28 protein-coding genes, 1 pseudogene and 1 riboswitch are annotated in these 26,594 nt (G+C 37.5%); of the genes and pseudogenes, 7 read left to right on the top strand and 22 right to left on the bottom strand.

Translation table 11 applies throughout. From position 1 onward, the window contains the following. Positions 1-78: 78 nt before the first annotated feature. Positions 79-717, bottom strand: coding sequence for a deoxynucleoside kinase (locus BT797_RS20250; protein WP_045110283.1), 639 nt, complete (start codon positions 715-717; stop codon positions 79-81). Positions 718-925: 208 nt separating this feature from the next. Here BT797_RS20250 and BT797_RS20255 point away from each other — a divergent pair, with 208 nt between their 5' ends. Next, positions 926-2,266, top strand: a complete 1,341-nt coding sequence (locus BT797_RS20255; RefSeq protein ID WP_075473285.1) for a DEAD/DEAH box helicase — start codon at positions 926-928, stop codon at positions 2,264-2,266. Positions 2,267-2,390: 124 nt separating this feature from the next. On the opposite strand, the gene BT797_RS20260 is transcribed toward BT797_RS20255, so the two are convergent. Beyond that, a complete protein-coding gene (locus BT797_RS20260; RefSeq protein WP_045110281.1) occupies positions 2,391-3,254 on the bottom strand; it encodes a LysR family transcriptional regulator in 864 nt (287 codons plus the stop codon). Positions 3,255-3,422: 168 nt separating this feature from the next. Between BT797_RS20260 and gshB the strand changes: the two genes are divergently transcribed. Both gshB and BT797_RS20270 read left to right on the top strand, forming a co-directional pair. Next, entirely contained in the window at positions 3,423-4,451 is a 1,029-nt protein-coding gene (gshB, locus tag BT797_RS20265) for a glutathione synthase (protein WP_075473286.1), read from the top strand. Beyond that, positions 4,435-6,414: a flavohemoglobin expression-modulating QEGLA motif protein gene (locus BT797_RS20270; protein WP_075473287.1), complete on the top strand. Its 1,980-nt coding sequence runs from the start codon at positions 4,435-4,437 to the stop codon at positions 6,412-6,414. Before gshB ends, BT797_RS20270 begins: the two co-directional genes overlap by 17 nt. Before the next feature lie 99 nt (positions 6,415-6,513). Here the strand turns inward: BT797_RS20270 and moaE are convergent, their stop codons facing one another. The 12 genes from moaE to moaA form a co-directional block, all read right to left on the bottom strand. Continuing rightward, positions 6,514-6,969 (bottom strand): molybdopterin synthase catalytic subunit MoaE, encoded by a 456-nt coding sequence (moaE, locus tag BT797_RS20275; RefSeq protein ID WP_067048730.1) that lies wholly within the window; start codon positions 6,967-6,969, stop codon positions 6,514-6,516. Further along, positions 6,970-7,215 carry a molybdopterin synthase sulfur carrier subunit gene (gene moaD, locus BT797_RS20280; RefSeq protein WP_045110277.1) on the bottom strand — a complete coding sequence of 82 codons (246 nt, stop codon included), beginning with the start codon at positions 7,213-7,215 and terminating at the stop codon, positions 6,970-6,972. Positions 7,216-7,233: 18 nt separating this feature from the next. Next, positions 7,234-7,710: a cyclic pyranopterin monophosphate synthase MoaC gene (gene moaC, locus BT797_RS20285; protein ID WP_045110276.1), complete on the bottom strand. Its 477-nt coding sequence runs from the start codon at positions 7,708-7,710 to the stop codon at positions 7,234-7,236. 30 nt (positions 7,711-7,740) lie between these two features. Continuing rightward, entirely contained in the window at positions 7,741-8,247 is a 507-nt protein-coding gene (gene moaB / locus BT797_RS20290; protein ID WP_045110275.1) for a molybdenum cofactor biosynthesis protein B, read from the bottom strand. A 159-nt stretch (positions 8,248-8,406) separates the two neighbouring features. Continuing rightward, positions 8,407-8,925 carry an RNA methyltransferase gene (locus BT797_RS20295; RefSeq protein ID WP_045110274.1) on the bottom strand — a complete coding sequence of 173 codons (519 nt, stop codon included), beginning with the start codon at positions 8,923-8,925 and terminating at the stop codon, positions 8,407-8,409. 148 nt (positions 8,926-9,073) lie between these two features. Next, positions 9,074-9,208, bottom strand: coding sequence for a TIGR02808 family protein (locus tag BT797_RS20300; protein ID WP_065826298.1), 135 nt, complete (start codon positions 9,206-9,208; stop codon positions 9,074-9,076). Positions 9,209-9,229: 21 nt separating this feature from the next. Continuing rightward, positions 9,230-9,802, bottom strand: a complete 573-nt coding sequence (locus BT797_RS20305) for a NapC/NirT family cytochrome c (RefSeq protein WP_045110273.1) — start codon at positions 9,800-9,802, stop codon at positions 9,230-9,232. 28 nt (positions 9,803-9,830) lie between these two features. Next, a complete protein-coding gene (locus tag BT797_RS20310) occupies positions 9,831-10,298 on the bottom strand; it encodes a nitrate reductase cytochrome c-type subunit (protein ID WP_045112512.1) in 468 nt (155 codons plus the stop codon). Between the two features lie 89 nt (positions 10,299-10,387). Next, a complete protein-coding gene (gene napA, locus BT797_RS20315) occupies positions 10,388-12,874 on the bottom strand; it encodes a periplasmic nitrate reductase subunit alpha (protein WP_075473288.1) in 2,487 nt (828 codons plus the stop codon). Continuing rightward, positions 12,871-13,143: a chaperone NapD gene (locus BT797_RS20320; RefSeq protein ID WP_045110271.1), complete on the bottom strand. Its 273-nt coding sequence runs from the start codon at positions 13,141-13,143 to the stop codon at positions 12,871-12,873. Before BT797_RS20320 ends, napA begins: the two co-directional genes overlap by 4 nt. A gap of 46 nt (positions 13,144-13,189) precedes the next feature. Beyond that, positions 13,190-13,672, bottom strand: a complete 483-nt coding sequence (napF, locus tag BT797_RS20325) for a ferredoxin-type protein NapF (RefSeq protein WP_045110270.1) — start codon at positions 13,670-13,672, stop codon at positions 13,190-13,192. A gap of 347 nt (positions 13,673-14,019) precedes the next feature. Next, positions 14,020-14,997, bottom strand: coding sequence for a GTP 3',8-cyclase MoaA (gene moaA, locus BT797_RS20330; RefSeq protein WP_045110269.1), 978 nt, complete (start codon positions 14,995-14,997; stop codon positions 14,020-14,022). Further along, a riboswitch (molybdenum cofactor riboswitch) is annotated at positions 14,985-15,130 on the bottom strand. (Overlaps the previous gene by 13 nt.) 156 nt (positions 15,131-15,286) lie before the next feature. Here moaA and narQ point away from each other — a divergent pair. The 4 genes from narQ (at position 15,287) to BT797_RS20350 (ending at position 19,403) form a co-directional block, all read left to right on the top strand. After that, positions 15,287-17,005 carry a nitrate/nitrite two-component system sensor histidine kinase NarQ gene (gene narQ / locus BT797_RS20335; RefSeq protein WP_075473289.1) on the top strand — a complete coding sequence of 573 codons (1,719 nt, stop codon included), beginning with the start codon at positions 15,287-15,289 and terminating at the stop codon, positions 17,003-17,005. After that, the gene (gene narL, locus BT797_RS20340; RefSeq protein WP_045110267.1) at positions 16,998-17,645 is read left to right on the top strand and encodes a two-component system response regulator NarL; all 648 of its coding nucleotides are present in this window, start codon (positions 16,998-17,000) and stop codon (positions 17,643-17,645) included. Before narQ ends, narL begins: the two co-directional genes overlap by 8 nt. A gap of 123 nt (positions 17,646-17,768) precedes the next feature. Then, positions 17,769-18,344: an LON peptidase substrate-binding domain-containing protein gene (locus BT797_RS20345; protein WP_045110266.1), complete on the top strand. Its 576-nt coding sequence runs from the start codon at positions 17,769-17,771 to the stop codon at positions 18,342-18,344. A gap of 147 nt (positions 18,345-18,491) precedes the next feature. Beyond that, positions 18,492-19,403 (top strand): gluconeogenesis factor YvcK family protein, encoded by a 912-nt coding sequence (locus BT797_RS20350; protein ID WP_045110265.1) that lies wholly within the window; start codon positions 18,492-18,494, stop codon positions 19,401-19,403. Here the strand turns inward: BT797_RS20350 and BT797_RS20355 are convergent. The 8 genes and pseudogenes from BT797_RS20355 to BT797_RS20390 form a co-directional block, all read right to left on the bottom strand. Further along, positions 19,375-19,719, bottom strand: a complete 345-nt coding sequence (locus BT797_RS20355) for an Hpt domain-containing protein (protein WP_045110264.1) — start codon at positions 19,717-19,719, stop codon at positions 19,375-19,377. The genes BT797_RS20350 and BT797_RS20355 overlap by 29 nt on opposite strands. Before the next feature lie 34 nt (positions 19,720-19,753). After that, a complete protein-coding gene (locus tag BT797_RS20360; protein WP_045110263.1) occupies positions 19,754-21,244 on the bottom strand; it encodes a SpoIIE family protein phosphatase in 1,491 nt (496 codons plus the stop codon). Next, positions 21,244-21,963, bottom strand: coding sequence for a tyrosine-protein kinase family protein (locus BT797_RS20365; RefSeq protein ID WP_045110262.1), 720 nt, complete (start codon positions 21,961-21,963; stop codon positions 21,244-21,246). Before BT797_RS20365 ends, BT797_RS20360 begins: the two co-directional genes overlap by 1 nt. Further along, positions 21,960-24,056 carry an SLBB domain-containing protein gene (locus BT797_RS20370; RefSeq protein WP_075473290.1) on the bottom strand — a complete coding sequence of 699 codons (2,097 nt, stop codon included), beginning with the start codon at positions 24,054-24,056 and terminating at the stop codon, positions 21,960-21,962. The genes BT797_RS20365 and BT797_RS20370 overlap by 4 nt, the downstream gene beginning before the upstream one ends. After that, the gene (locus BT797_RS20375) at positions 24,053-25,186 is read right to left on the bottom strand and encodes a hypothetical protein (RefSeq protein ID WP_045110260.1); all 1,134 of its coding nucleotides are present in this window, start codon (positions 25,184-25,186) and stop codon (positions 24,053-24,055) included. Before BT797_RS20375 ends, BT797_RS20370 begins: the two co-directional genes overlap by 4 nt. A 22-nt stretch (positions 25,187-25,208) precedes the next feature. After that, entirely contained in the window at positions 25,209-25,544 is a 336-nt protein-coding gene (locus BT797_RS20380) for an STAS domain-containing protein (RefSeq protein ID WP_045110259.1), read from the bottom strand. A gap of 427 nt (positions 25,545-25,971) precedes the next feature. Then, positions 25,972-26,169 (bottom strand): hypothetical protein, encoded by a 198-nt coding sequence (locus BT797_RS20385; RefSeq protein WP_075473291.1) that lies wholly within the window; start codon positions 26,167-26,169, stop codon positions 25,972-25,974. Between the two features lies 1 nt (position 26,170). Further along, positions 26,171-26,594 (bottom strand): annotated as a pseudogene (locus BT797_RS20390) (hypothetical protein); the annotation flags it as partial.

Below are 26,594 nucleotides of genomic sequence, written 5' to 3' on the forward strand. Positions count from 1 at the left end.
GAAAATGATGAATAACAGATTAGTCTAATTAGAATCGAAATTCAATGACGCAGTATCTACCACGCCATTGAATAGCAACTAAATACCTTCGCTAATGATACGTTTCGCTAATGTCGTTGGGCAGCCAAAGTCCGTCCAATCTTCAGTTAATAAAACGGTGTTATATTTACGGCAAATATGCGGTAAAAATGTATCGTGGCAGTCCGATATTAATTGTAGATAATCACGAGGTGTACCTTGCTCTGCATCACGAGCACGTGAAAGCATACGTGTATACGCCGTTTCCGCATCGGAACGTAAATAAACAACGGCAGATACACGTGGGTAATCTTTTAATTTAGTTTGAATATCATAATAATAATCAAGATCTTTACCATCTGGGCGGCATGCTTCAGCTAAGTTGGCTTGACAGAAAACAAGATCAGAGAACAACGAGCGTTCAATAATGTAATTAAATTTAGGATCTAAATCTTTACAGATATCCGCTCTTTTATTGGTAATGTAGCGTTGGAATTCAATACGGCGTGTCGAGTCTACCGTAAACGCTTGTAACAATCGTTTAAACTCAGGATCTGAATCAACATCTTCTAAAATTAATTGCCACTCAGAATTATCATGTTCAGTTAATTTCGCAGCGAGTAAGGGCAGTAATGTTGACTTACCAACACCAATATTGCCTTCAATTGCGACTAGCTTAAACGTTTGCTTATTACTCATTATGAAACCTATGATGCTAATAAAAGCAGACGATTATAGCATATTGACCGCTCTATCCAAGATCAGGCGCGTTTAAAATATAAGCAATTTAATAAATTAAGTCTTATTTTTTTACCTGTTAACGTAAATCATACATTCACCTAAGTTATTTATTACTGTATAATATGCCGCCTTAATGAGGCATATTGCCGAACTGCTAGGATATCCAATGAAATTTTCATCATATAGTTTTACTCCCGAAATTTTACGCGCGCTAGATGCTTGTAATTATGACCAAATGACGCCTGTACAACAGCAAGCTATTCCAGCAGCTGGTCGCGGTAAAGATATTCTAGCAAATGCACAAACAGGTACTGGTAAAACAGCTGCGTTTGCTTTACCTATCTTGCAACAAATCGCAGATACACCAAAAGACATTCACTCAGGAAGCGTGCGCGCACTAATCTTAGTACCAACGCGTGAGCTTGCAGCGCAAGTAACAGAGAACATTCAAGCGTACAGCCAATTCATGTCGCTTAACATAGTGAGTGTATACGGCGGCGTTAAAATGGAGACGCAAACTAAACAGCTTAAACAAGGTGTTGACGTTTTAGTTGCTACGCCAGGTCGTTTATTAGAACACCTACAGCTTAACAATACCAACCTTGCTAACGTTGAACACTTAGTACTAGACGAAGCCGATCGAATGCTAGATATGGGCTTTATCACCGATATTCGTAAGATCTTAGAATCGATATCGAATGATTTCCAAACAATGCTTTTCTCTGCAACGTTATCTCAACAAATGAAGCACCTAGCAAATGAATTACTGTCTAGCCCAGTGATTGTTTCTGCTTCAAAAGAAAACTCGACAGCGTCAACAATTAAACACGTTATTCACCCTGTTGAGCAGCGCCGTAAACAAGAATTACTTTCTGAGTTAATCGGTACTAGAAACTGGAAACAAGTATTAGTTTTTGTTAACACTAAAGAAGCGGCTAATAACATCGTTAAGGAATTAAAACTTGACGGTATTAAAGCTGACGTTTGTCACGGTGATAAAGGCCAAGGCGCACGTCGTCGTGCATTAGGTGAGTTTAAAGAAGGTAAAATCCGCGCGCTAGTTGCAACAGATGTTGCTGCACGTGGTCTTGATGTTCAAGGTCTTAAGTATGTAGTTAACTTTGATTTACCATTCCTAGCTGAAGATTATGTTCACCGCATCGGTCGTACAGGCCGTGCAGGCGAGACAGGTAATGCTGTATCATTTGTATCGCGTGAAGAAGAACATGGTTTGGCTGATATTGAAGCGATGATCGGGTATAAGATTGAACGCCAAGTTGTTAAAGGCTATGAAGTAAGTAACCGTGATCGTCTAATTGCAGACATTAGTGGTCGTGCTTCGCATGAGCGTCGTCAGCCTCGTCGTAACAAAGCGGTTGGTGAAGAAAAAGTTGAGCATAAACCAAAAACAACTGCGCCATCGAAAAAAGCAAGTAAAGGTAAGCACCGTAAAACAAGTGCTAAGCTACACCGTAAAGGTAATGTAGCAGCGCCAAAACAAAAATAACAATTAGCTTAGCTATTCGTTAAAATAGCAAAGGCCCTATTAAAAACCAACTTGGTTTGTTTAAATAGGGCCTTTGCTATATCTGTAATGACGCCATTAACTCGGCTATTTAAATACCATATCGTTAATCAATACCTTCAATAATGTGATTGAAAGGTACTGCAAGTAAGCTATCAATAATATGTTGTTTTTCATGATCTGCACGACATACAATATATAATGCTTGCTCCATTACTGGCGCACCTTTCACTAAATACAATAGACCACTATCAATACTCTGTGCAATAACCGGTGATGGTAAATACCCGACACCGCCATTACCAATAATATGGTCCAATGCAAGACGACAAGAGTCGGTATGTATCACTGCGGTTCGTTGTAATGCCTCAATTTTATTGTGTTGGATTGAAAATCGAGTGCTCCAGTCCAAATAAATTAGAGGCAAATCATTGATATTATCCATATCACGATTCGGCTTATGAGTAACTAATTGTAACTGATAATCACGTACTTTTGTCGTATTTAAAAGTTCATGAATTGGCGGTTCACTGGTAATTGATATATCAATACTCTTATCAATTAGACGCTTAGACATATTTTGACGCGGTACTGATTCTAAACGTAAAGCAAGACCAGGGACAGCTGTAGAAATTCGATTAATCCAGTCTGAAATACCATCAAACTCCCAAAATATTGCCGATGCACCTAGGGTTATTTGCACCACCAAATTTTCAGATAATGCGATATCATGTTTAGCCAGACCCCACATTTGTAAAATAGATTCAGCATAAGGTAGTAAACGTTCTCCAGCACTTGTCAGCTGCAAATTACCACGCTGACGTGAAAACAGTTGATTAGCTAATTGTGATTCTAAATGACGGATCCTAAAACTTACTGCAGATTGTGTTAAAAACAAATTATCTGCCGCACGACCAAAATGTCGAGTTTTAGTAACCTCTAAAAATGTTTTAAGTAGTTCAGTATCCAAGATTTAATCTTCATTTGATAAAAATAAACACTCATATAATACAATATTATTCATATTTCCAATAACAAAATTTTCTTATCGTCATCACCAAAATTGTTCGTTTTACACAATCTCATTCTCCCCCTACCATCGCCGAAAAATAACCTCTAACCATATTGGTAAATGACGATGAAAATTTGTTTTATTATGTACCCATGGGAAAATATTTCCCCAGAAACAGATTCAACATTACGTATAATTCATGAAATTGCTAATCGTGGACATACTGTAGCTTTAACAACGCCAAATAATTTAACCATGCGTGACAGTATGTCGATCGCTTTTTGCAAAGTGCTAAAAAAAGACAACGTATCTCAAAATATTCCTATTTTTTATCGTAATGCTAAGTTTAGTGAAGCACAGCTACCACTGGCAGGTTTCGACGCAATTATTATGCGTGCAAACCCACCACTAAACACAATGGCATTAAACTTTTTAGACTCTGTCCGTAATGATACTTTTATCATGAATGACATTGATGGTTTACGTGTGGCAAATAACAAACTTTATACCGCATCACTACCCGACACTAATAATGAGTTTATTCCAGTTACCCATATATCAAAAAAACGTGATTACTTAGAGTCAGTATTCGCAGAAAACCAAAATCAATGCATGATCCTTAAACCATTAAATGGCTACGGGGGGAAAGGCGTTATTCTGTTAGATAAAAGTGCAAAATCGAGTATTAAATCATTACTGGATTTTTATATTGGAGAAGACCAAAACTATGTAATTCTACAAGATTATATTGAAGGTGCAGAACAGGGAGACGTTCGCATTATTATGCTAAACGGTCAACCGATTGGAGCAATGAAGCGAGTTCCAGCTGAAGGAGACATACGTTCAAATATTCACGCTGGCGGTAAAGAAGTAAAACATGTATTAACTAAGCAAGAATTACGGTTATGCAAATATATTGGGCCTAAGTTAGTTCAAGACGGTTTATACCTAGTTGGCTTAGATGTAATTAATGGAAAGTTAGTCGAAGTAAACGTATTAAGTCCAGGTGGCATCACCCGAATTAACCGTTTAAATCGAACTAAGCTACAAGTTGAGATTATTGATTTTGTTGAAAGTGTTGTAAACGCTAAAAATATCAGTGTTGCCCGTAAAAATGATTTTCGTAAAGAAATTGAAGATGCAGAGGCTTACTGAGAAGGCAATACTCAATAAAATTCGTAAACAGATCCCATTCACAGCACAATTAGAAGATGGGAGCTTAACATTACGGATCAGTGAGTATCAGCCACATATAGCAACAGCGATTCATCATGGTCATCAGTTACGTGAATCATTAAATGCACATATATTACTAACAGAGGAAGAACGCTACTTCGAGGAAGATCCATTTACAGGTGACTTTATTTCTTCGCAACCAATTGTTTTGCAAGTTGAAGATTCACGTTATGAATATGATCTTAACCGGCCATTAATTCATTGTGTCTATAAGACTGCGTGGGGTAAAGATATATGGTCTCCATCCTTACCTGAAAGCGAAATTGCATTAAGTAAAGCAAAGCATAATCGTTACTATCGTATTTTAAAGTGTTTAATTAGCACAATTGAAGCAAAATTTGGACTGTGCTTACTCTATGATATTCATGCTTATAACTACCAGCGGATTGAAAAGAAAACACCGACATTTAACATTGGAACGGAACAGCTTAACAGTCGACACTGGCGAAAAGAATTAGATAACCTACAATACCAATTAAAGCATATTGAGTTACCTAATCTATCGGTATCAGTAGCAGAGAACGTTGTTTTTAAAGGCATGGGTTATCAAGCTAGTTTTGTGACTAAACACTTTCGTAACACATTAATTATGCCGATTGAGATCAAAAAGGTATATATGAATGAAATTGGTGGTGAGCATTTCCCACTTGTTATCGAAAAGCTAAAAGAAGGTATAAAAAAGGCCATAAATGAACATGCCGCGGCTACGATCACACGCTTTACAAAAGGAAATCATAAACTAGTAACCCATGTTTTATCTTCCGATTTACCAGCTCAAGTTGTTAAGCTGGATAAAGATCTATACTCACTAGCTCGTGGAATTAATACACTTAATTATATTACACCGAAAAACTTAAAACAGGAAAAAAAGCGTTTCTTACATAATTCGTTTTCATATAAACCCAGATTTACGTATCGGCAATTAGACATTGATCCGTATAAGTTCAAGGAACGCTTATACCGATTACCTGTTGAAGATGTGCTAGATGTGGATATTCAAAAATTATATCGCACCGTTATCGAACAGCTAGCTATGCGAATTGAGTTATTAACGAGTATTGGTACGGACAAATTTTTATATAACTCTCTACGTTATTATGGGGCGCCAAATGAAGAAGATATTAGCAATGCAAAATTCATTTTACATGCAAGTGAATACTTTTCTACTGTAAGTACGACCGTTGATGCAACAAGTGCGGTAATGTCATTCCAACAAGCCGCCTCTGAATATGGGGTAAAATGTAAAGTTGTTGAAGCTAAAAATATGATTGCCAGAGCAATGGTAAGTGGGCGTACAATTAAAATTAATACGAACTGTGTATTTAATCAAACGGACCTCAATGCACTTATTCATCATGAACTCGGCGTCCATTTGCTAACAACAGCAAATGCAGAGGTGCAACCACTGAACATATTTAGACTAGGTTTACCTGGTAATACTCATGCACAAGAAGGCTTAGCTATTTTATGCGAATATTTATCCGGTAATTTACCACTACACCGGTTAAAAACACTCGCACTGCGTGTGATTGCAGTGGCAAAAATGGTGGCTGGTGAGTCATTTAACCAGTGTTATCTTGATTTGGTTAATGATTATACGGTTACGAGTGATGATGCTTTTACTATTACACTAAGAGCATATCGAGGTGGTGGTTTTACAAAAGATTTCTTATATTTAAGAGGTTTAAAAGAAGCACTACATATCTATAAACAAGGTGATATTAGTAGCTTATTTATTGGTAAGACTGGATTTGATTCAAAAGGATTATTAGATGAATTAATCGCCAGAGGAATTCTTAAAAAGCCAATGTACTTACCTAAAGCGCTCAATATGAAAAATAAGGAAGATCCAGTAATGAATTTTATTCTTAGTTCTATTTAACCTAAATTAACAACAGCAACGGTGTTTCAATAACAGCCATTTCCGTCAATATACAAAATGTACATTGACGGTTATTATTACCAACCCACGCTGGCTATGCTATTTCCAACGATCAGCAGCTGTAGTGTCAGTTTCTCGAGCATCGACCCAATGAGAACCCGCTTCCGTTGCTTCTTTTTTCCAGAATGGTGCTTGGGTTTTTAAATAGTCCATAATGAACTCGCATGCTTGAAACGCATCACCACGGTGCATACTTGCCACACCAACAAAAACAATCTGGTCACCTAATGCTAATTCGCCAACACGGTGAATAACTTTAACACCTTGAATTGACCAACGAGTTTCAGCTTCAACCAATATCTTAGCCAGTGACTTTTCAGTCATGCCAGGATAATGCTCAAGTGTTAAACCGGATACGCTATCACCTTGGTTAAAATCGCGAACCTTCCCGATAAAAGTAACAACAGCACCAGTACTGTGACTTTTACCTAATGCCGCATACTCTGCTGCGAGGTCAAAATCTTCAGTTTGGATCTGAATCATATCTGTATTCATTTAACCTCCAGTAACAGGTGGAAAAAATGCGACCTCGACACCGTCGTTAAGTGGTGAATCTAAACTACAAATTTCTTGATCAATAGCCACCAGCAATTTATCAGAATCAAGCGCTAGCGCCCACTTATCGCCTTTAGCAGCGAGTTCGGCACGTAATGCATTCACAGACTCAAACTGGCCAGCCACGTCTAACTCCGCGCATTCAACCAATTCTCTAATTTGTGCAAAAAATAATACTTTAATCATCATAATACCCTGCGCAATCTAAACTTTAAAATGACCTGACTTGCCACCTTTCTTCTCAAGCAGCTTTACACCATCAATAATGATATCTTTTTGGACTGCCTTGCACATATCATAAATCGTTAATGCAGCAACAGATGCGGCTGTTAACGCTTCCATTTCGACGCCAGTTTTACCCGAAAGCTTACAACAGGTTTCGATACGTACGAGGTTATTTTCAGGCTCGGGCGTTAATTCAACCGTTACCTTAGTTAACATTAGCGGATGACAAAGTGGGATTATATCGGATGTTTTCTTTGCAGCTTGGATGCCAGCAATTCGCGCTGTTGCAAATACATCACCTTTATGGTGGTCGCCCGACATAATTAGCGCAAGCGTGTCCGCAGACATCCGCACAATAGCTTCAGCTCTTGCTTCACGTTGCGTTACTGTCTTTTCGGTAACATCAACCATATTTGCTTCACCAGAAGCATTTACATGAGTAAATTGTTGAGACATTAATAATTCCTATTACTTAAATACTATAGCTTAAATATGTGGCATGAAATTGCATGGGCGATGAGAATTATTTAACTGCTCACGTAAAATCTTATTCCAACCCGTTTTGCACGCACCAGTTGATCCTGGCATACAAAAAATAACAGTTTTGTTTGCAAAGCCACCAACAGCACGACTTTGAATTGTCGACGTTCCAATCTCATCATATGAAACCGCACGAAATAATTCACCAAAACCTTCAATCGCTTTATCAAACAATGGCTGTACCGCTTCAGGCGTTGTATCGCGTGCAGTAAAGCCTGTGCCACCGGTAATTAGAACACCTTGAATATCTTCGTCAGCAATCCATTGAGATACAATGGCACGGATCTTATATTTATCATCAATGACGATCTTTTTATCTATTAAAATATGACCGTCAGCAACAAGAGCTTCTGCAAGAAAGCGCCCTGAAGTATCTGTTTCTTCATTACGGGTATCAGATACGGTTAATACGGCAAGTTTTGCGGCTTTAAACCCTGATTCAGCATGGCTCATTATCTTTCCTTTCAATTCAGTCATGTTAATTAAGCAATTATAAGACATTGAGCTCATCGTTCGTTGATCTTGATCAGCTAGTAAATAACGTAAGTGCTAGCTGCACCATAATTAAACAAGCCCAACGCTAAGAAGATGTTTACACGTCGTTATTAATTGTTATTTACTACTTACAGCCACTTTTACTTTGTTGTTATTATCACGGCTGTCGCGTATCAACGCATCATTAGCAATAGTATCTGCAGATTTAGCAAGACGATCGTATAAAAGTACATTCACAGTCGCAGCAAGATTCATACAGCCAACGGTAGGCACATAAACAACCGCAGATGCACGATCAATCACTTTTTGATCTATGGTGCCGTCTTCAGGACCAAAGATATAGATAACGTTATTTGGATGCTCAAACGCGGGTAACGGGATTGCGCCTTCAGCTAATTCAACACAAACAATATTGGTTGATTCAGGAATACTATCAAGCCAATTATCAACACCCGTTAATGGTGTTTTAGCCGCGATGTTCTGGGTGTCGGTTTGAAAGGCTGAAGCACGATCATATCTTAAACCAGTATAATAAACCGCATCCGCTTGATAACAACCAGCTGCGCGCATTACGGCTCCGACATTAGTAGGACTTTTAGGATTGGTTAAACCAATAGATACATTTTTATTTTTCATTCAATGCTTATTTTTATCAATAATAAACGGGATCTTGTCGGGTTATAATACAGGGATATGTGCTCTACCTCAAGGCTACACTAGAGAACAAAAAAGGCCGCATTATATAAATACGGCCTTAACATTACTCATTTAGTTTACGCAGCTATTATTTATTTTTATCTGCAGTAAGCGCCAATGCCCATACCGAAAACCCTGCTACTCCAAGAAAACCAGCAAGTAAAATAACCGGTATTGCTGTGTAGCCTAGGATATGCCAAATAACGTATTCTAACGTACTCATAATCGTGTTTCCTTTTTCTATCTACCAACCAGGTACATCAGACATATCTGGTAGTTGATGGGCAATACCCTTATGGCAATCTACACATGTTTTTTCACCATTCGCTAATGCTGTAGAGTGTTGCTTTCTACTACGCGGGCCTTGCTCAGAGAAATCCATGTATTCAAAGTTATGACAATTACGACATTCCTGTGAATCATTTTCTTTCATTCGTTGCCATTCGCGAACAGCTAAGTGTTTACGACGCGCTTCAAATTTTTCTTGAGTAGAAATTTTACCCATTAAGAACGCAACAATTTCATTACTCGCTTGTACTTTACGTACAATTTTGTCTGTCCAATTATGTGGTACGTGACAATCAGAACAGATTGCACGAACACCTGAACGGTTCGAATAGTGAATTGTTTCCCTTAACTCTTTAACAATAGGCGCGTGACAAGCAGAACAAAACTCTTCTGTATTTGTCGCTTCCATCCCCATGTTAAAGGCACCCCAAAAAATAATACCACCGATAAATCCCATCGCGAGGACAGTACCAACAGCCGCTTTACTTGGTGTAGTTAATTTACGCCAAAAATTTAAAATTAGTTTCATTTTATCGCCTCTTTTTGTTTAGGCTAAATTAGCGCAATGAATCTACACGTTTAAAATCATTGTCGATTAACGGTGATGCGTCTGCTTGTGTAACATGGCACTGTAAGCAGAAGTAGCGACGTGGTGACACATCAGATAATACTTCGCCTTCACGTGATTGATAATGCGTTACACTAATTTTAGTCGCTCCCATTTCACCCGCGTATTTCCAGCTATGACACGACAAACATTTGTTCGCATTTAAAGACACTTCATAATGGCGTGTTTGATGCGGGATCAGTGGTGGTTGGTATACATAATCACGATCGATCGGACTACGATCTTTGATCACTCGTTTCAACTCATCCGCTTTACGAGTGGTGTCTAATTCAGTGATACCACGTAATGATGCAACACCACCGTTATTTACATTTTCAATTACAGCAGTTTCTGTACTTTGTGCTGATACAGAGAATAACGTCCCTGCAGTTAGCAGCACAGCCAATAATTTTCTCATATTATGTTCTCCGCCTATTGGCAAATAAATCTGTTGTTTACCAGTATCATTTACTGGCAAACTCATTCAGTAAGATATGCAATTTTTAATTACACTTTGGTAATTTTAATTGCACATTTTTTATAATCCGTTTGTTTTGATAACGGATCCGTAGCATCTAGACATACTTTGTTAATTAATACTCGCGCATCAAACCAAGGTACAAATACTAAGCCTACTGGAGGGCGGTTACGGCCACGTGTTTCCACACGACAGCGCACTTCACCACGAACAGATTCAATTAGAACTTCATCACCACGACGAACATTACGTTTTTTAGCATCATCGGGATGGATATAACAAAGCGCGTCCGGCATTGCACGGTATAATTCAGGAACACGACCTGTCATCGTACCTGAATGCCAATGCTCTAAAACACGGCCTGTACATAACCACATATCGTATTCTTCATTCGGTTCTTCAGCTGCTGGTTCATAAGGGGCAAAAATAATGTTTGCTTTACCATCCGGTTTTCCATAGAACTCAAAGCCTTTACCTTTGCCTACATACGGGTCACTACCTTCAGCAAAACGCCATTTTGTTTCAACACCATTTACAACAGGCCAACGTAAACCACGCACTGTATGGTAAACATCATAAGGGGCTAGATCATGACCATGACCACGACCAAAACTAGCATATTCTTCAAATAAGCCTTTTTGTACGTAGAAACCTTGATCATGTGCATCATCATTTAGCTCTTGCGCTTCGCTTAATGGGAATGCATCAACATTACCGTTACGATAAAGCACATCGTACATCGTCTTACCACGATGCTCTGGCATTTTAGCTAAAAGATCTTCACCCCAAACTTCTTCAATTTTGAATCGTTTAGCAAATTCCATTAACTGCCAAAGATCCGATTTCGCACCTTCAACAGATTTAACTTGCTGGTACCAAGCTTGCGTACGACGTTCTGCGTTACCATATGCGCCCTCTTTTTCTACCCACATTGCTGTTGGTAAAATAAGATCAGATGCTTGAGCAGTTACCGTTGGGTATGGGTCAGAACAAACAATAAAGTTAGCTGGATTACGGTAACCTGGTAAGCCCTCTTCCATTAGGTTTGGTGCTGCTTGCATATTGTTATTGCACATGGTCCAGTACGCATTTAAGGTACCGTCTTTTAATGCTCGATTTTGAGCAACGGCATGCAGACCTGGCTTAGGTGGAATAGTCCCTTCTGGAAGTTTCCAAATTTTTTCTGCAATAGCACGATGCTTAGGATTTTTAACCACAAGATCAGCTGGCAGACGATGTGAGAATGTTCCCACTTCACGTGCAGTACCACATGCCGATGGTTGACCCGTTAGCGAGAATGGGCCATTACCCGGTTGTGATATTTTACCAACAAGTAAGTGAATGTTATAAACAAGGCTATTCATCCACACGCCACGAGTGTGCTGGTTCATACCCATTGTCCATAAAGACATTACTTTGATGTTTGGATCTGCGTATTGCTTCGCTAGCGCAATCAGTTTTTCAGCTGGTACACCTGAAATTTCAGATGCTTTTTCAACCGTATATTCAGCAACAGACGCTTTGTACTCGTCAAATGTCATTGCAGACAATTTACCCGAGTTAGGATTTTTCGCTTTTTGTTGTAGCGGATGCTCGTCACGTAGACCATAACCGATGTCAGTTGCAGTACGTTTAAAGTGAGTGTGTTTGTTAACAAAATCCCAGTTTACTGCATCGTTTTGGATAATGTAGTTAGCAATAAAGTTAGCCATTGCTAAATCAGATTGAGGGTTGAAAACAATCCCCATATCAGCAAGTTCGAAAGAACGATGTTTATAAGTAGATAATACATTAACTTTAACATGCTGATTACTTAAGCGGTGATCAGTAATACGCGTCCATAAAATCGGATGCATTTCTGCCATGTTTGAACCCCAAAGTACAAACGAATCTGCATTTTCGAAGTCATCATAACAACCCATCGGCTCATCAATACCAAATGTACGCATAAAACCACCAACAGCAGAAGCCATACAGTGACGTGCATTCGGGTCAATATTATTTGAACGGAAGCCTGCTTTCATCAATTTAACTGCAGCATAGCCTTCCATAACAGTCCATTGACCAGAACCAAACATACCAACAGATGTAGGACCATTAGCTTTTAGTGATGCTTTCCATTTATCAGCCATGATATCAAACGCTTGATCCCATGAAATTGGAGCAAACTCACCGTCTTTAGCAAATTTACCATCTCGCATACGCAATAAAGGCGTTGTTAAACGATCTTTCCCGTACATGATTTTAGATAAGAAATAACCTTTAACACAATTAAGGCCTTTATTTACAGGTGCTTCAGGATCACCTTGAGTTGCAACGACTTTGCCTCCTTGTGTTCCCACTAATACAGAACAACCTGTACCGCAAAAACGGCATGGCGCTTTATCCCATTTAATTTTAGTCTCATCACTACTTGCAATCAGGTTTGTTGCACTTGCAGGAAGAGTAACGCCAGCAATTGCAGCCGCAGAGACTGCAGCATTTGCTTTAACAAACGCACGTCTGGTTAATTTCATAGATCATCCTCACATGATAGATCGATAGTTTCAATTTGGTGAAAAACAAGAGAAGTACTTAAGACATGTTCGAAATTATTAATTTTATCAATAATATCGGTAACAAATTTTTGATTACTGGTTTCTAATACGACGATAATTTTACCCTCTTCACTATCACCGTAAATTTCAGCATCTGGGAGAGCTGAAATTTTATGCTTCACGTCGACCAAAGACTCTGGTTTTACGTGAATAATTAGACTCGAGATATGAACTTCTTGTTTTGCCATTTTATGACCTTATAATTATTATAAAACGTATTCTTAATAGCTAAACCTAACGGTTAGGGCTTACTGTTATCGCACTTACAGGGCAAATCGATACACACGCACCGCAACCGTTACAATCATCAAATAAAACATCCGGGCTCACGAACGTTGTATTAATGAAATTAAATGCTAAAGCTTCTGATTCACATGATTCAGCGCAACTTCGGCAATATACAGATTCAATATTCAAGCATTTATCTGACACAACAGCTTTATTAGCCCATGCTTGTGATTGATTTAAATCGAATAAATCTTCTTTACAGTGATTTACACACTCTTTACAAAAATTGCATTCTGATACGCTAAAATCAATTTCAGGAAACCCGCCATCACCGACTATTATTATTTGCTCTGGGCAAGCGGCAGTACAATCACCGCATCGAGTGCATTTATCTGTAAATTCTAAATCTGCTTTTAACCAAGGTAGACGTATAACGTTGTCTTGCTCTTTACGACGAAATAACGAACGTCGCGCTAGATTAATACTCATCAAAACTACCTTATGAAAATAACTTTTTTAATGTGAAAAATTAAGGCGCACACCACTCTATAAAGATATTCTATTCATAATGATATATATAATACACGCCTAAAATACTCACAAATAGGTAAGCTAAACAAAACTTATTTTAGATCAATAAATAAAGGTGAGGGATGTCACATTTTGTGTTTGTACTAGGTTGAATCGACCTATTGAATCAATAGGCAAATATTTCTAATATTATAGACAACAGCAATAATATGTGCATATTTGAAACGAGATTAGATATAACGTAGTAACTCACTACGTTATATTTTTAGAGAAGGGATTAATATTTAAGCTTGTATGACTTTGAATTAGCCGCCAATAGAAGCTAAGTGGGGTGTATTTGCAGTGATGCCTTGCTGAAGAAAATGAGTCGATTTTTTATCAGACATATGATCGAAAACACGCGAAATTAATTCCGATTGTTGGTTATCTTCTTGTAATAAATCACGTAATTCAACACCTTCTTCACCAAACAAGCATAAATGTAAACGTCCTTTAGTCGATACACGTAAGCGGTTGCACGTTAAACAAAAGTCCTTTTCATAAGGCATAATCAAGCCAATTTCACCGATATAGTCAGGATGGACAAAAACTTGTGCGGGACCGTCAGCTTTACCTCTCACTTTGCTCACCCACCCTTGTAATCTTAACTTGTCACGAATACTCACACCTGATACATGGTGCTTATCAAATAACACTTGATTATCCCCGGTCTGCATCAATTCAATAAACCGTAACTGAATAGGCCGGGTTTTTATCCAATTTAAAAAATCACCAAGTTCAATATCATTTAAATTACGCATTAACACCGTATTCACCTTTACGGTTTCAAACCCAGCAGTAAAAGCGGCATCAAGACCACCCATTACTTTATGGAGCATATTTTTACCGGTAATTTGACGGAACATGCGAGCATCTAAACTATCAATACTCACATTTAATGCATCCAACCCTGCATCACGCCATTCTTGAGCATATTTTTCGAGGTTGAAACCATTTGTTGTCGTGGCAACTTTATTAATTTTGGGGATAGACGATATATCTGAAATAATATCAGTAAAGTCTTTTCTTAGTGAAGGTTCACCACCTGTAATACGGACTTTTTCAGTGCCCATTTCAGCAAAGCCTGTCACTATGCGCCTTAGTTCATCACGCGCTAAAAATTCAGGTTTGCCTTCCGATTTATAACCATCAGGTAGACAGTAGTTACATTTGAAATTACAGACATCTGTAATTGATAAGCGTAAATAATAAAATTTACGCGAAAATTGATCTTGAAGTTGCATAAACACCTTTCCAAATACGGGAGGCCTAATCATTTCTGATTAAACCCTTATAGCAATGACGAATGCTATGAGTCCTTAAGATCATATCTATAACAATAAATTTAGATCGTAAGGATCGGAGTTTGATTTATATTAAATTTTAGAGTCCTTAAACTTAAACTATTTTCAAAAAAATTTAAAGGATATATAGTCGTTATTATAGTGGAAAATGATAAATCATTGATCGAAATTAAATTGCCATGTAAATTGTTGGCTATTAACAGCTCAATTCATCAACAGTAAAGTTAACATGATAAAAAATATAATCCCTTCCCACCAGTCTATTATCATTTTAATCGGCCGTGGGATGTTCAGTATATTAGCGCTAGCCTCAATGCTAACATTTATTTCCTTAGTCGCATTATCACTCAGTCTTTCTGATGCGGCTTCAATTAACAAAGCGGGTGCATTGCGAATGCAAAGCTACCAAATCGCTTACAATTTATCTAGGGGCGAATCTGAAGTATTACGTCAACAGCATATTGATACATTCAATCAATCACTTGCGCACATTAAAAATAATATTGTCGATAACTGGGATATCACATCAAAACTAAAACGAGAGTTCATGGATGTTGATGCCCAATGGCAAGCGCAATTAGATATATTATACAGTAATAACCCCAAAGAATTCTTAAATAATGTCGACAACTTTGTATTAAAAGTTGATAGTTTTGTACAAAATTTACAAGATCATTCCGAATATAAAGTTAAAATAATTACTTTAATTAAAGGACTCGGGATCGGCCTCATTTTTGCGGTATGTATTATCACTATACGTTTAATGCAAGTGCAGGTATTAAAACCATTACAGCAAATATTCGCCGCCTCAAATCAAATAAGAAAAGGTGAGTTCGATGTCTCGTTTGATTTCTTCTATGAAAATGAAATAGGCTCGTTAGCGAGCAATATTTCACACATGGCCCTAGATTTAAATAAATTATATAGCACGTTAGAGCAACAAGTTGATGCGAAAACAAAACAATTAAAAGAAGCAAAAGATAAGATTAATTTCTTATACACGACCTCACAAAAATTACATGTTACTCAACTTAATGCCGACATGCTTGAACAAACACTCCAAAGTGTATCCGAACTCAATGGCCTTAATTTCTACAAACTTGTATTAACAGGATCTGAAGTTGAAACTATTTACCTTAATTCAGGTGTTGATAATAGTGAAGAAACTATTGACCTAAAATTAGAACTAGAAGAACAATCATTTGGTACCTTGACCGTACTCAAACGTGAAGCAAATGATCAAGAGCACTTACGCAGTTACTGCCGAATTATTTCTCGTGCTCAGCACCGTTCTCAAAGTAATTTAGAGGCTCAACGCTCCTTATTAATGGAAGAACGCGCCGTTATTGCACGGGAATTACACGATTCACTTGCACAAGCGCTCTCTTATTTAAAAATACAAGTTGCGTTATTAAAACGTCATTTAAAAAATCAAGAGATCACACCACCGACCAATGATATTGTGGATGAAATAGACACCAACCTGAAAGTATCTTATACGCAGCTAAGAGAATTATTAAATACTTTTCGTTTGACGCTTAATGACGCGAACCTTTCTGAAGCCATTTCGATCATGCTCGCACAGCTGCGTCAGCGCACAAAATCCAAAATTCATTTAAGCTACGAATTAGAAGAACATTTATTTAAACCCAACCAACACATACATATATTACAAATAATTAGAGAAGCTGTACTAAATTCAATCAAACATGCGAACTCAAACGAAATAATGATTGACTGTGTTACGAATAAAAATGGTACTATTAATGTGTCTATTTCGGATGACGGTGATGGTATTCCAGCTAATCCAACGAAATCCAATCATTATGGGCTAAACATAATGGATGAACGCGCTTCAAAACTAGGTGCTAAACTAGAAATTAAAAATAATATAAAAAAAGGCACCTTGGTATTACTTACCTTCGACAGGGAAAACAAACATGCTTGACAATAGTTACACAATTTTAGTTGTTGATGATCATCCGCTAATGCGTAAAGGGATAGTTCAACTTCTTACATTAGAAGAAAAGTTTAATGTTATTGGTGAAGCCAGTGATGGCGTGGAAGCTATCACGCTTGCTAAACAGCATGAACCAGATCTTGTTCTACTTGATCTGAACATGAAAGGCATGTCAGGCTTAGATACGTTAAAAGCGCTTCGCTCTGAAGAGTTGAGCTCTCGCGTTGTTATTTTAACAGTGTCTGATAACAAACAAGACGTGATTAAATTAATCAATGCGGGTGCTGATGGTTACCTATTAAAAGATTCAGAACCTGATCTGCTACTAGAGCAATTACAAGATGTATTATCTGGCCAACAGGCTCTTTCTGAAAGTTTACTTGGCTATTTAGACTGCCTGCATGAAGATAATAACTTCGAAGAAAAGCTAGCTAAGCTAACTAAACGCGAAAACCAAATCTTACTTGAAATCTCAAAAGGCTACAGCAACAAACATGTTGCAAGTAACCTGCATATTTCAGAAGGGACTGTAAAAGTTCACGTTAAGAGTTTATTGAAGAAACTAGAAGCAAGTTCACGTGTTGAAGCTGCTGTTATGTATCTTGAATTTAATAAAACTAGCGCGTAATCAAATAATAGGAGTAAAAATATAAGCTTTATTATATTTTTACTCCTATCTCTCAATCAAAAATGCAAACTTTTTAAACAACACTATTATTAGTTATATATCCAATGACTAATGAGTCCACTCTTGCAATCAACTCAACTCGCATTATTCCCATTACCCTCTCATATATTGCCTAATGGTCGACTTCCTTTACGTATTATTGAAGATCGCTATATACGCATGATCAAAGACAGCACTAAATCAATGATAGGGTTTGGTATCGTTATGATTGATTCTAAACAGATAGGAGCATTTGGGCATATATCACCGATCGGCACACACGTTAAAATTGTTGACTTTTACCCTCTCGATGATGGTTTCCTTGGTATTATTGTTGAAGGTGTAGATCGTTTCATCATCGATAATATAGCTATCGAAGGTGATGGACTAAAAATAGCTGAAGTCCATTACATATCGAATTGGCCAGATCAAAACATCACTGAACAAGATCGCTACTTAACCGACAAACTAACGGATATATTCAATCAACACCCAGAACTGGATGAACTATACAGCTCAAAAGAAATGGATAATGCAAGTTGGATATCACAACGCTGGTTAGAGCTATTACCAATATCAGTTGAGCAAAAACAATTTTTGTTGCAACAACCTAATTGCACCCGTACGCTACAAGTCTTAAAAGAACTTATGCCCATATAGGTACACTCATCCCCCATTGTGAGCTATAACTCTAAATAGCTATATTGTTGTTTATTAATTCAACAAAATAATAGAAGTTAATTGTCAAAATAATTTATTTCAAGATATGATGTGACTCTGTCATCCACACAAATTTAGTATTGAAATATGTTGAAAAAATCACTTTCAGATCTCGATAAAGTTGTCGCTATTGGCGGTGGCCATGGATTAGGCCGTGTACTCTCTTCCCTTTCTTTTTTAGGGTCAAGGTTAACAGGCATAGTAACAACAACTGATAATGGAGGTTCAACAGGACGACTTAGACATTCAGAAAACTGTATCGCTTGGGGTGATGTCCGTAATTGCATTAATCAACTAGTAACCCAACCTGATATTGGTTCTTTATTGTTTGAATATCGCTTTCAAAACGAAGGTGAGCTCAAGAACCATAACTTAGGTAACCTTATGCTAGCTGCTTTAGACAACCTTTGTGTGCGCCCGCTAGACGCTGTAAACCTTATTCGTAATATGCTACATATCGAATGTCAACTGATCCCAATGTCAGAGCAACCGAGTGACTTAATCGCAGTCACACCTTGTGGTAATGATGTGCATGGTGAAGTGTCTGTCGATAAAATGCATGAGTTTCCAAATCAATTAATCGTACACCCAAATGTTGCAGCAACATTCGAAGCTGTGCAGGCAATTGAGAAAGCTGATTTAATATTATTAGGCCCAGGATCGTTTCTAACCAGTATTATGCCTCCACTGTTGCTTAAAGATATACAAAAAGCGTTACGTAGAAGTAATGCAAAAGTGATTTACTTAGGTAATTTACAGCAAGAGATTGGTCCGGCATCAAAGATTCCCCTGGAAGAACGCTTACGGTGGTGTGAAAACAAACTTGGTTTTCCAATCATTAATGCAGTTATACAGGATATAGGAAAACAGTCAGAACTAACCTACCCTACCTATACCCATGACTTACGTGAAGACGCTAATAAGCACTATCACGATCGCGTTAAATTAAAAGAAGCAATTGAATCGGTTGTTAATCACATCTTAACGCCAGCGCATTAATTGCATCTTCTAGACTATGTATTAGTAATGGCAATTTCGCTTGTACTTCTTCGGTATGATTCGACTTTGCCATAATCTCTAACTCTTCAGCATGCTGCTGCACTAATAACGCCCCATATGTACCTGCACTACTTTTTATACTGTGACAACTTTGTGCCACTTTATTATTATCAACATCAACCATTAATGCTTGTAAGTCATTAATACGCTCAATGGTTTCTTCATTAAAAACAGCGACTAACGCAGGTAACATGTCTTCTCCTACGTCAACCAACAATTGAGAGAATACCATTTCATTTATAACTGTGTTTTCCATTTCATTACCTCATATCTTCAATTTGAACTATCAATCACTTATTGTTTAGATCAATAACAATTGCAGTGGCATCATCCTGTAATTTACCGGGTAAAAGTGATTCAAAACGTAGCCATAGTTGATCTAATACATATTGAGCGGTAGTTCCTTTAATACCATCAAGTATATTGTCAATACAATCACAATTCCTATCTATATTCTCAAAAATGCCATCTGAATAGAAAAAAAGTTTTTCTCCTGCTTTTAGTTGTACTGTCACAGCAGAATACTCTTCGTCAGGTAAGAGCCCTAATACAGTACCTTTACAATCAATTACTTTGTATCCAGCGTCATTTAATAGATAAGGCTGTGGATGCCCCGCGGTGGCTATTTCACATTTGTTCCCTGTCAATTTGATAACAATACACGTTAACATACTGGTCTCTAATAACTGATTCAGGTATAACCTACTGGATAAGCCAGCCAATAAAATACCAGGACAAGTGGGTATAGATGTGATTAGCCCCTCTAAATAACCCATTATCGCAAAGCTATGAAATTTAGCGACAGGCCCATGCCCCATAATATCGCCTAAAATAAGTAATTTGCTTTCACCATAGTCATGAAAAAAAACAAAATCACCACCTCCTTCACTTGCTGGTGTATGAGCAAGTGAAAAATTCCAGTCACCAGACTTTGATGGTAGTGACGGTTTAAATGGTCGACTGAGTGACTCAACAATGCGCTGCTGATAATGTAATGCCAGTTGATTTGTACGACGTATTACACGATTACAAACTGCGAGTAACGGTGTTTTAGTAATAGGTTTAATTAAATAATCATCAATAGAAACTTCCGTGGCTTGTTCTTGCACTGATAGGGCATCATCACCCGTTAAGAATACAAACGGTGTCAATGCTCCTTTCTCAAAAGACTCAACTTTCAGTCTAAACTCAAATCCTGACATTTCCGGCATGTGAATATCGGCAATAATAAGATCGCAGCCTTCATGTTGAATATATTTAAGTGCCAATACTGCCGCTGAAAAAATGTGTACTACAAAATCATTTTGCAAATAGCCTTTATATGCCCATAATAGAGTTTGATCATCATCAACAATAACGACGTCTAGATTTTTTTCCTGTTTCCTTAAGGGGCAAGTGAATTTGTTAATTCCATTTTCACTCTCGTAATGACCATTATGGTTATTTTTCTGAATTAAAGCTAACCCCATGCCACTCGTTAATAACTCACCATTAAAAATATCGTTAACATTGACTTTATAGGGATCAAAACTATCACCACTATCTGATACTTCAAAATACCAGCTACTTTTAACTCCTGCGAGCTCAATTCTGAACCAATTAACAGAACCTTGATTATGAAAATAGAGATTAGAAAGATATTCTGCTAACACTAACGTTACACGGTCAATTTCAGTTTGCTCAAGAGCGAGTTGTTGGCATAATGTCGTTAATAGACGCCGAACCTCACTGATTGAATCCAGTTTTAATGAATATTGCTTTGCAAAAAGTTGTGTTTTCATCAGCGGCCAAATTTACCTTTTAATAATTCCACATTTGAAATTCGATTGAGCAACCACTGTTTGAATATCGGAAAGCCATTTAATCGCCTGCGCACTGAATTTCTTAATTGCATATCCAATGGTGGACATTTGACATCATTAATCACGGTGCCAATCAACTTAACATTATTATATTTAAAAATTTTTATTGTTTTTACTACCGCACTTTCGAGCGAGATACCAGGAGCAACAACAAGCAAACTGGCATCACATCCTCTCGCAATAACTTCACCCGGTATATTAGAAAAATTAGTTCGCGTGATTGCACATGTATCAAATATAATAAAATTATAGTGCTGCAACCAGTATTCAATAGCATTTTTTATCTTCTTCTCATCCCGGAAGCTAATATTTTGATCCTGTTCACTTTTTGGTGCAGGTAAAATATCAATCATATCAATAAACTTTGCTATACAAGCGGTTTGTGAATCCATATCGTCGAGAGACCATGATTTTTTTCCGTTAATATAATGATTAGTAATTGCAGGTTTAAATGTATTAAGATCCACAATCAGCACCTTACTCCCCGCCACTTTATGACGCCGAGCTAATGCAAGCACTAACTCTGTTCCGCCTTCTTTTCCTTGAGAACAATTTATTGCTAATGACTTAATATTTTCGTTCGTAATTAATTGATAGATCTGTTCAATTTCGACAAACGTTTCCGGTAAGATATTCATAACGAAGAGCCTACAATGAAGAGTGTAACAACGCTTAACGCACTACCTAATATATCCAACAACTGGCTCCAATTAGATTCTTTCTCATTAGGGATATATATCGTGTCACCAGCATGTATAATCGGAATATCCCGATAATCGGGTTGAGTAAGATAATGCTTCATATTAAAAATACGTGCGCTATGCTTCATTTCTCCACGTTTAGTCAAAATGACAATACGATCAATATAAGCTTCTGTGGTAGGTCCTCCAGCCATTGTTAATATACCAACAACATCCAGTGAAGAATCATATTTGTAACGGCCAGGGTTATGCACAGCACCTAATACCTGCACAATATTAACTGTATTATTTAATTCCCCTTGCTCACTCTTAGCTGGAATATAAATCGTATCTCCTGGTAATACTTGCGGTAAAAGACTTTCGTCCCCGGTCTCAAAATACATGTCGAGATCCAGTGTTGATGACTTTGCATAACGTTTATTACGATGGGTTACTTTTATATGCTTTATGTCTGCATTATTAGTCGGACCATCTGCTGCAGATAATAAATCTAAGAAATCTAACTGACTGTTAAATGCATATCGGCCTGGCGCACCGACTTCACCAAGAATATATATAGAAGATTCAGATTCTTGCTTTATCCACTTTGATTTATTATCTGTCGGATCATCCGGTAACTCCGTGAACATGACTGTATCACCCGCAGATAACTGCGGTAGAATTAAATAATCACCACCGACTTTCATAAACTGTTCTAAATCGAAAAATAGACGTTCACCTAAACCATCATTACCAATAATCATTACTTTTGATAAATCAGCCTTCTCGGTTGGTCCCTCTGCATGGCCAAGTAGATCAAGGAATGTCATATCATCATCCCATTGATAACGCCCCGGATTTTTGACCGCTCCAATAATTTTTATTGCTTCATCGTGTGCTTCAACGAGCCATGATTTTTCAATCATATCGGCTTTTTCTGGTAAGAAAATCACATCTCCCCCTTCAATAACGGGAAATGGGTTGTTTTCAGGATCATCTGAATATTTTTTTAAATCAAAGCGAAACGTTTCACCATTTTCTTTAAGAACTCTAATCTGCTGAGTATCAGCATATCTATTCGGCCCGCCAGCATTTGCTAACATGTCCATAAAGGTGATCCCCTTACGTCCTTCAAAAGCGCCCGGTTTATTCACTTGCCCCATCACGTACACGACCTGTAAGCCAACTTTGATGTCTTCAACCTGAATAGGCACAAAAATAGTCGTACCAGGGTTTATCTTAGGTAACTTAGACATATCGCCTGTATCAAGATATAATTTTAAATCAAACGTTTGTGGAGCCTTACTCCCCATGACTCTAATTTTACCAACATTCGCATAACGCGTAACACCATTCGCTTTCATTAAACTTTCAATAATTGTCATATCCGGCACATAGGAAAATGTGCCAGGTGCATTAACCTCACCGAAAACAGTCACGGCTTTTTGAGTATCACTTGCGTCCCCACCCTGTTTTAATGACCTAGCATCAAAAGTCATCTGCACGTTACCGGTCAATGGCGATGATGGGACAAATATAATATCTCCAGATTTCAATGCTGGAAGTTCATTATCATCTCCTGTTTCTAAATAACGTTTGAAGTTAAATATGATGACTTCAGCGCCTCGTTGCAGTTGCATATTATCAAGCTGTGCGCCAGCCAACATTCCCCCCGCTTTATTCAATGCCATTTGTACGTTACCAAGTTCTGGTAATACAACTTCACGAGGATCATTCACATAACCTAACACCGTGATTAATTTTTCTCGAGCTCTAAACTCAATATATAATTTTGATATATCTCGGAATACGACACTAAGAGATTGCTTTAGCTCCTCTAATACAACAGTTAAAGTTTTACCTTTTACATGTACCTTCCCAACTTCAGGTAATTGGATAAAACCACTTGCGTCGACTTGAAATGGTTTTTCAAAATCCTCCTCGCCAGACATAAAAATAAACAATTGATCACCCGAATCAATGAATTTATTTTCACCAAAAGCGATTGAAGATGTGAATAATAAAGCAAAACAAAATAATACTATTTTCATAAAGCGAATCCTTTCGGCAATTCCGCATCACTAAACAGCTCACCCTCAGTCAGTAAGAAACGCCAATTTTTTACCTTATGGTTAACCTTTTTATTACTCTCTGATTGCCACATAAGTGTTGATATTACAGGAGCTTTTGGTGGTGTAACATCAAGCCTTAGGTCTTCATAAATAACATTATTTTTTTGTTCATTCGCCGTAAGATCTGAGACATAATTTAGAATCGTATCTGTACGTAAATTAAATAATGCAACATCATCTAAATTTGTCGCATATTCAACGTCAGGATTATATTTTTGCTCATGGTTAACATCACTGGAGGATTGAATTTCATGGACGAGTGCAGGAGTATGTTCTTCCTCTATATTAAATTCTAATTTAGATAGTTGTTGAACACTCACACTTGGTACTTGCTCAAAGATTAAATATTTACGCATTAGGTCATTATAAGCTTCATCGTTACGATTATTTAATGTATCTTTAAACTCATTATTTACATCGACAGTCGTACTAACATCATGAAAAACGATGCCTTGATTGTAATTTATGTTTGGATCCTCAGCTATTGGTTTTCCCCTACTTTCAAACAACTTATATTTAGTATATTCAATCACAACATCAGGGTTATCTAGTAATAAAAGGCTAACCTGACGAAGGCACACTTTATATAGCTCAGTTAAAACAGCGCTATCTACTTCAAATTGTGGGGCACAGTACAACAAGAGGTCGAGTTGGTAAGTTAAAGGATGAACAAAGTTCGAGGTAAATAAACGTGGCGGTTGTGCGCAATTAGTACTAGCACTAACTCGATTAAGATTAACAACTAAATCCGTTATATGGCGTTCTAAAATAGCCATTTCAATTTTTATATCTCGCGGGTCTTCTACGGCAATTACTTTTTCAACTCGACTATTAATATTTTCGACCACTTTAACATAGGCTGGTGTACATTTTTTGGCACCCCGCAGGTTCGCTACTGCAAAGTGCAAATTCAAATACGAATAATGTTGTTTAAATTCAACTCGTACCTCTGTATCTGTAATCGTATTTTCAAAATAGCCTTCTTGTGGCCAATTTGTACAAGCAGAAAAAGAAACGCATATAGCTACCCATAGCATTAATTTATTCATTTAATACCTTACGGCCTTGTACTTATGCCGAGCGACTTGCGTCACATTCAGTTATGTTTTCAATAAAAGGAATTGCGTTTTCTACACGTAACATCGTCATCAATTTGTAAGGTTGGCCTGAAACTTTAAGTAGAGAAAGAGTTCGGCGTTGTGAGGTCAATCTTTTAAATAAAAAAACAATTGCGCCAATACCGGTTGAGTCAATAAAGTGGACTTTTGAAAAATCTAAAATAATATTTTCAGCATACTCATCAACTAAGGCTTCTAATTTCGGCTGAATACTAACTACGTGCTCGGTGTCGAGATCGTTAGCTATCTGCAAAACAATTATTCCATCATGAGGCCGTGACATTTCCATTATTAACACTCCTAAAGAATACAAAGTAAATCTTGAGGCGCAATTTGAACGTAAATAAAAACATTAATTTTTCGACCTCATATTAAAAATATAGACTCAGAAGGTATAAAATGCACAAATAAAAAAGCCACCCGAAGGTGTTTTTATACTACATTCAAGTACTTGAATATAATGACTTATTATTTATAAGTGACCACATGTCGACCACATGTACGTTAATAAGCTAATAAAAAGACCTCATTGAGGTCTTTTTATTTACAAATACTTACCTCTTTTTTAGCTAATGGGGAGTGAATTCTTGAATTATCCTTTCTTTGCATATAGCCGCATGCGTTATGCTATAGTCGCCAGTTGGCCGCTATTTAATCGTCTTGACTCAATCTAAACCTTGTCATCGATAATAGACATCGACGTCTATTCTGCAACGTTAATTAATCTTGTGTTTTCCAGCCGAACTACCGCCCATTACATTTGCTTCAGCATTCTCGGTTATCTCATCAACAACCGCATTTGCGATCGCTTCAGCAAATTTACCAGCCATTGCAAACTCACCATCAAGTACAAAACCTTGGGCTTTAAGCTCTGTTTCCAACTTTGCTTTTAATGATCTCTTACTTAGTGCCATATTATTTCCCCGCAAATACTGTTGTTGAACCGTCCACATGTGGTTTACCCATAAACGGGCAAATACTGGCGCAGTTAATCACTCCGGTACCACCATTTAATTTAATCGTGTCTGCATCTTCGGTTATATTCTTGGCTTTAATGATCAGTGATTTTGCACTGTCGAGATGCATGTCTTCTGCGCTTTGTATTTTAACTTCTTTGTTACTGCCTAAAAGCAGGTTATCCAACGAGGTAATAATCGCCTTTTCACCGACGAGTATTTTTAATGCCCCCATGATTTCATTTACTTGGTTACCGTCTATTTTATTAATATCGTGCGTAGCGACCTTAGTGCTGCGTTCGTGATAATGCTGCTCACTGGTTTGGGCTTCAACAATTGATTTCTGACTGGCCTGTTTTATTTCACCATCTGTCTGCAGCTGC

This window comes from Moritella viscosa (assembly GCF_900120065.1).
GTDB classification, from domain to species: domain Bacteria; phylum Pseudomonadota; class Gammaproteobacteria; order Enterobacterales; family Moritellaceae; genus Moritella; species Moritella viscosa.

Bases quoted from the DNA above. Each gene is read 5' to 3' on its own strand.
- BT797_RS20250 (WP_045110283.1), bottom strand. From the start codon at position 717: ATGAGTAATAAGCAAACGTTTAAGCTAGTCGCAATTGAAGGCAATATT.
- BT797_RS20255 (WP_075473285.1), top strand. From the start codon at position 926: ATGAAATTTTCATCATATAGTTTTACTCCCGAAATTTTACGCGCGCTA.
- gshB (WP_075473286.1), top strand. From the start codon at position 3,423: ATGAAAATTTGTTTTATTATGTACCCATGGGAAAATATTTCCCCAGAA.
- BT797_RS20270 (WP_075473287.1), top strand. From the start codon at position 4,435: ATGCAGAGGCTTACTGAGAAGGCAATACTCAATAAAATTCGTAAACAG.
- moaE (WP_067048730.1), bottom strand. From the start codon at position 6,969: ATGAATACAGATATGATTCAGATCCAAACTGAAGATTTTGACCTCGCA.
- moaD (WP_045110277.1), bottom strand. From the start codon at position 7,215: ATGATTAAAGTATTATTTTTTGCACAAATTAGAGAATTGGTTGAATGC.
- moaC (WP_045110276.1), bottom strand. From the start codon at position 7,710: ATGTCTCAACAATTTACTCATGTAAATGCTTCTGGTGAAGCAAATATG.
- moaB (WP_045110275.1), bottom strand. From the start codon at position 8,247: ATGAGCCATGCTGAATCAGGGTTTAAAGCCGCAAAACTTGCCGTATTA.
- BT797_RS20295 (WP_045110274.1), bottom strand. From the start codon at position 8,925: ATGAAAAATAAAAATGTATCTATTGGTTTAACCAATCCTAAAAGTCCT.
- BT797_RS20300 (WP_065826298.1), bottom strand. From the start codon at position 9,208: ATGAGTACGTTAGAATACGTTATTTGGCATATCCTAGGCTACACAGCA.
- BT797_RS20305 (WP_045110273.1), bottom strand. From the start codon at position 9,802: ATGAAACTAATTTTAAATTTTTGGCGTAAATTAACTACACCAAGTAAA.
- BT797_RS20310 (WP_045112512.1), bottom strand. From the start codon at position 10,298: ATGAGAAAATTATTGGCTGTGCTGCTAACTGCAGGGACGTTATTCTCT.
- napA (WP_075473288.1), bottom strand. From the start codon at position 12,874: ATGAAATTAACCAGACGTGCGTTTGTTAAAGCAAATGCTGCAGTCTCT.
- BT797_RS20320 (WP_045110271.1), bottom strand. From the start codon at position 13,143: ATGGCAAAACAAGAAGTTCATATCTCGAGTCTAATTATTCACGTAAAA.
- napF (WP_045110270.1), bottom strand. From the start codon at position 13,672: ATGAGTATTAATCTAGCGCGACGTTCGTTATTTCGTCGTAAAGAGCAA.
- moaA (WP_045110269.1), bottom strand. From the start codon at position 14,997: ATGCAACTTCAAGATCAATTTTCGCGTAAATTTTATTATTTACGCTTA.
- narQ (WP_075473289.1), top strand. From the start codon at position 15,287: ATGATAAAAAATATAATCCCTTCCCACCAGTCTATTATCATTTTAATC.
- narL (WP_045110267.1), top strand. From the start codon at position 16,998: ATGCTTGACAATAGTTACACAATTTTAGTTGTTGATGATCATCCGCTA.
- BT797_RS20350 (WP_045110265.1), top strand. From the start codon at position 18,492: ATGTTGAAAAAATCACTTTCAGATCTCGATAAAGTTGTCGCTATTGGC.
- BT797_RS20355 (WP_045110264.1), bottom strand. From the start codon at position 19,719: ATGGAAAACACAGTTATAAATGAAATGGTATTCTCTCAATTGTTGGTT.
- BT797_RS20360 (WP_045110263.1), bottom strand. From the start codon at position 21,244: ATGAAAACACAACTTTTTGCAAAGCAATATTCATTAAAACTGGATTCA.
- BT797_RS20365 (WP_045110262.1), bottom strand. From the start codon at position 21,963: ATGAATATCTTACCGGAAACGTTTGTCGAAATTGAACAGATCTATCAA.
- BT797_RS20370 (WP_075473290.1), bottom strand. From the start codon at position 24,056: ATGAAAATAGTATTATTTTGTTTTGCTTTATTATTCACATCTTCAATC.
- BT797_RS20375 (WP_045110260.1), bottom strand. From the start codon at position 25,186: ATGAATAAATTAATGCTATGGGTAGCTATATGCGTTTCTTTTTCTGCT.
- BT797_RS20380 (WP_045110259.1), bottom strand. From the start codon at position 25,544: ATGGAAATGTCACGGCCTCATGATGGAATAATTGTTTTGCAGATAGCT.
- BT797_RS20385 (WP_075473291.1), bottom strand. From the start codon at position 26,169: ATGGCACTAAGTAAGAGATCATTAAAAGCAAAGTTGGAAACAGAGCTT.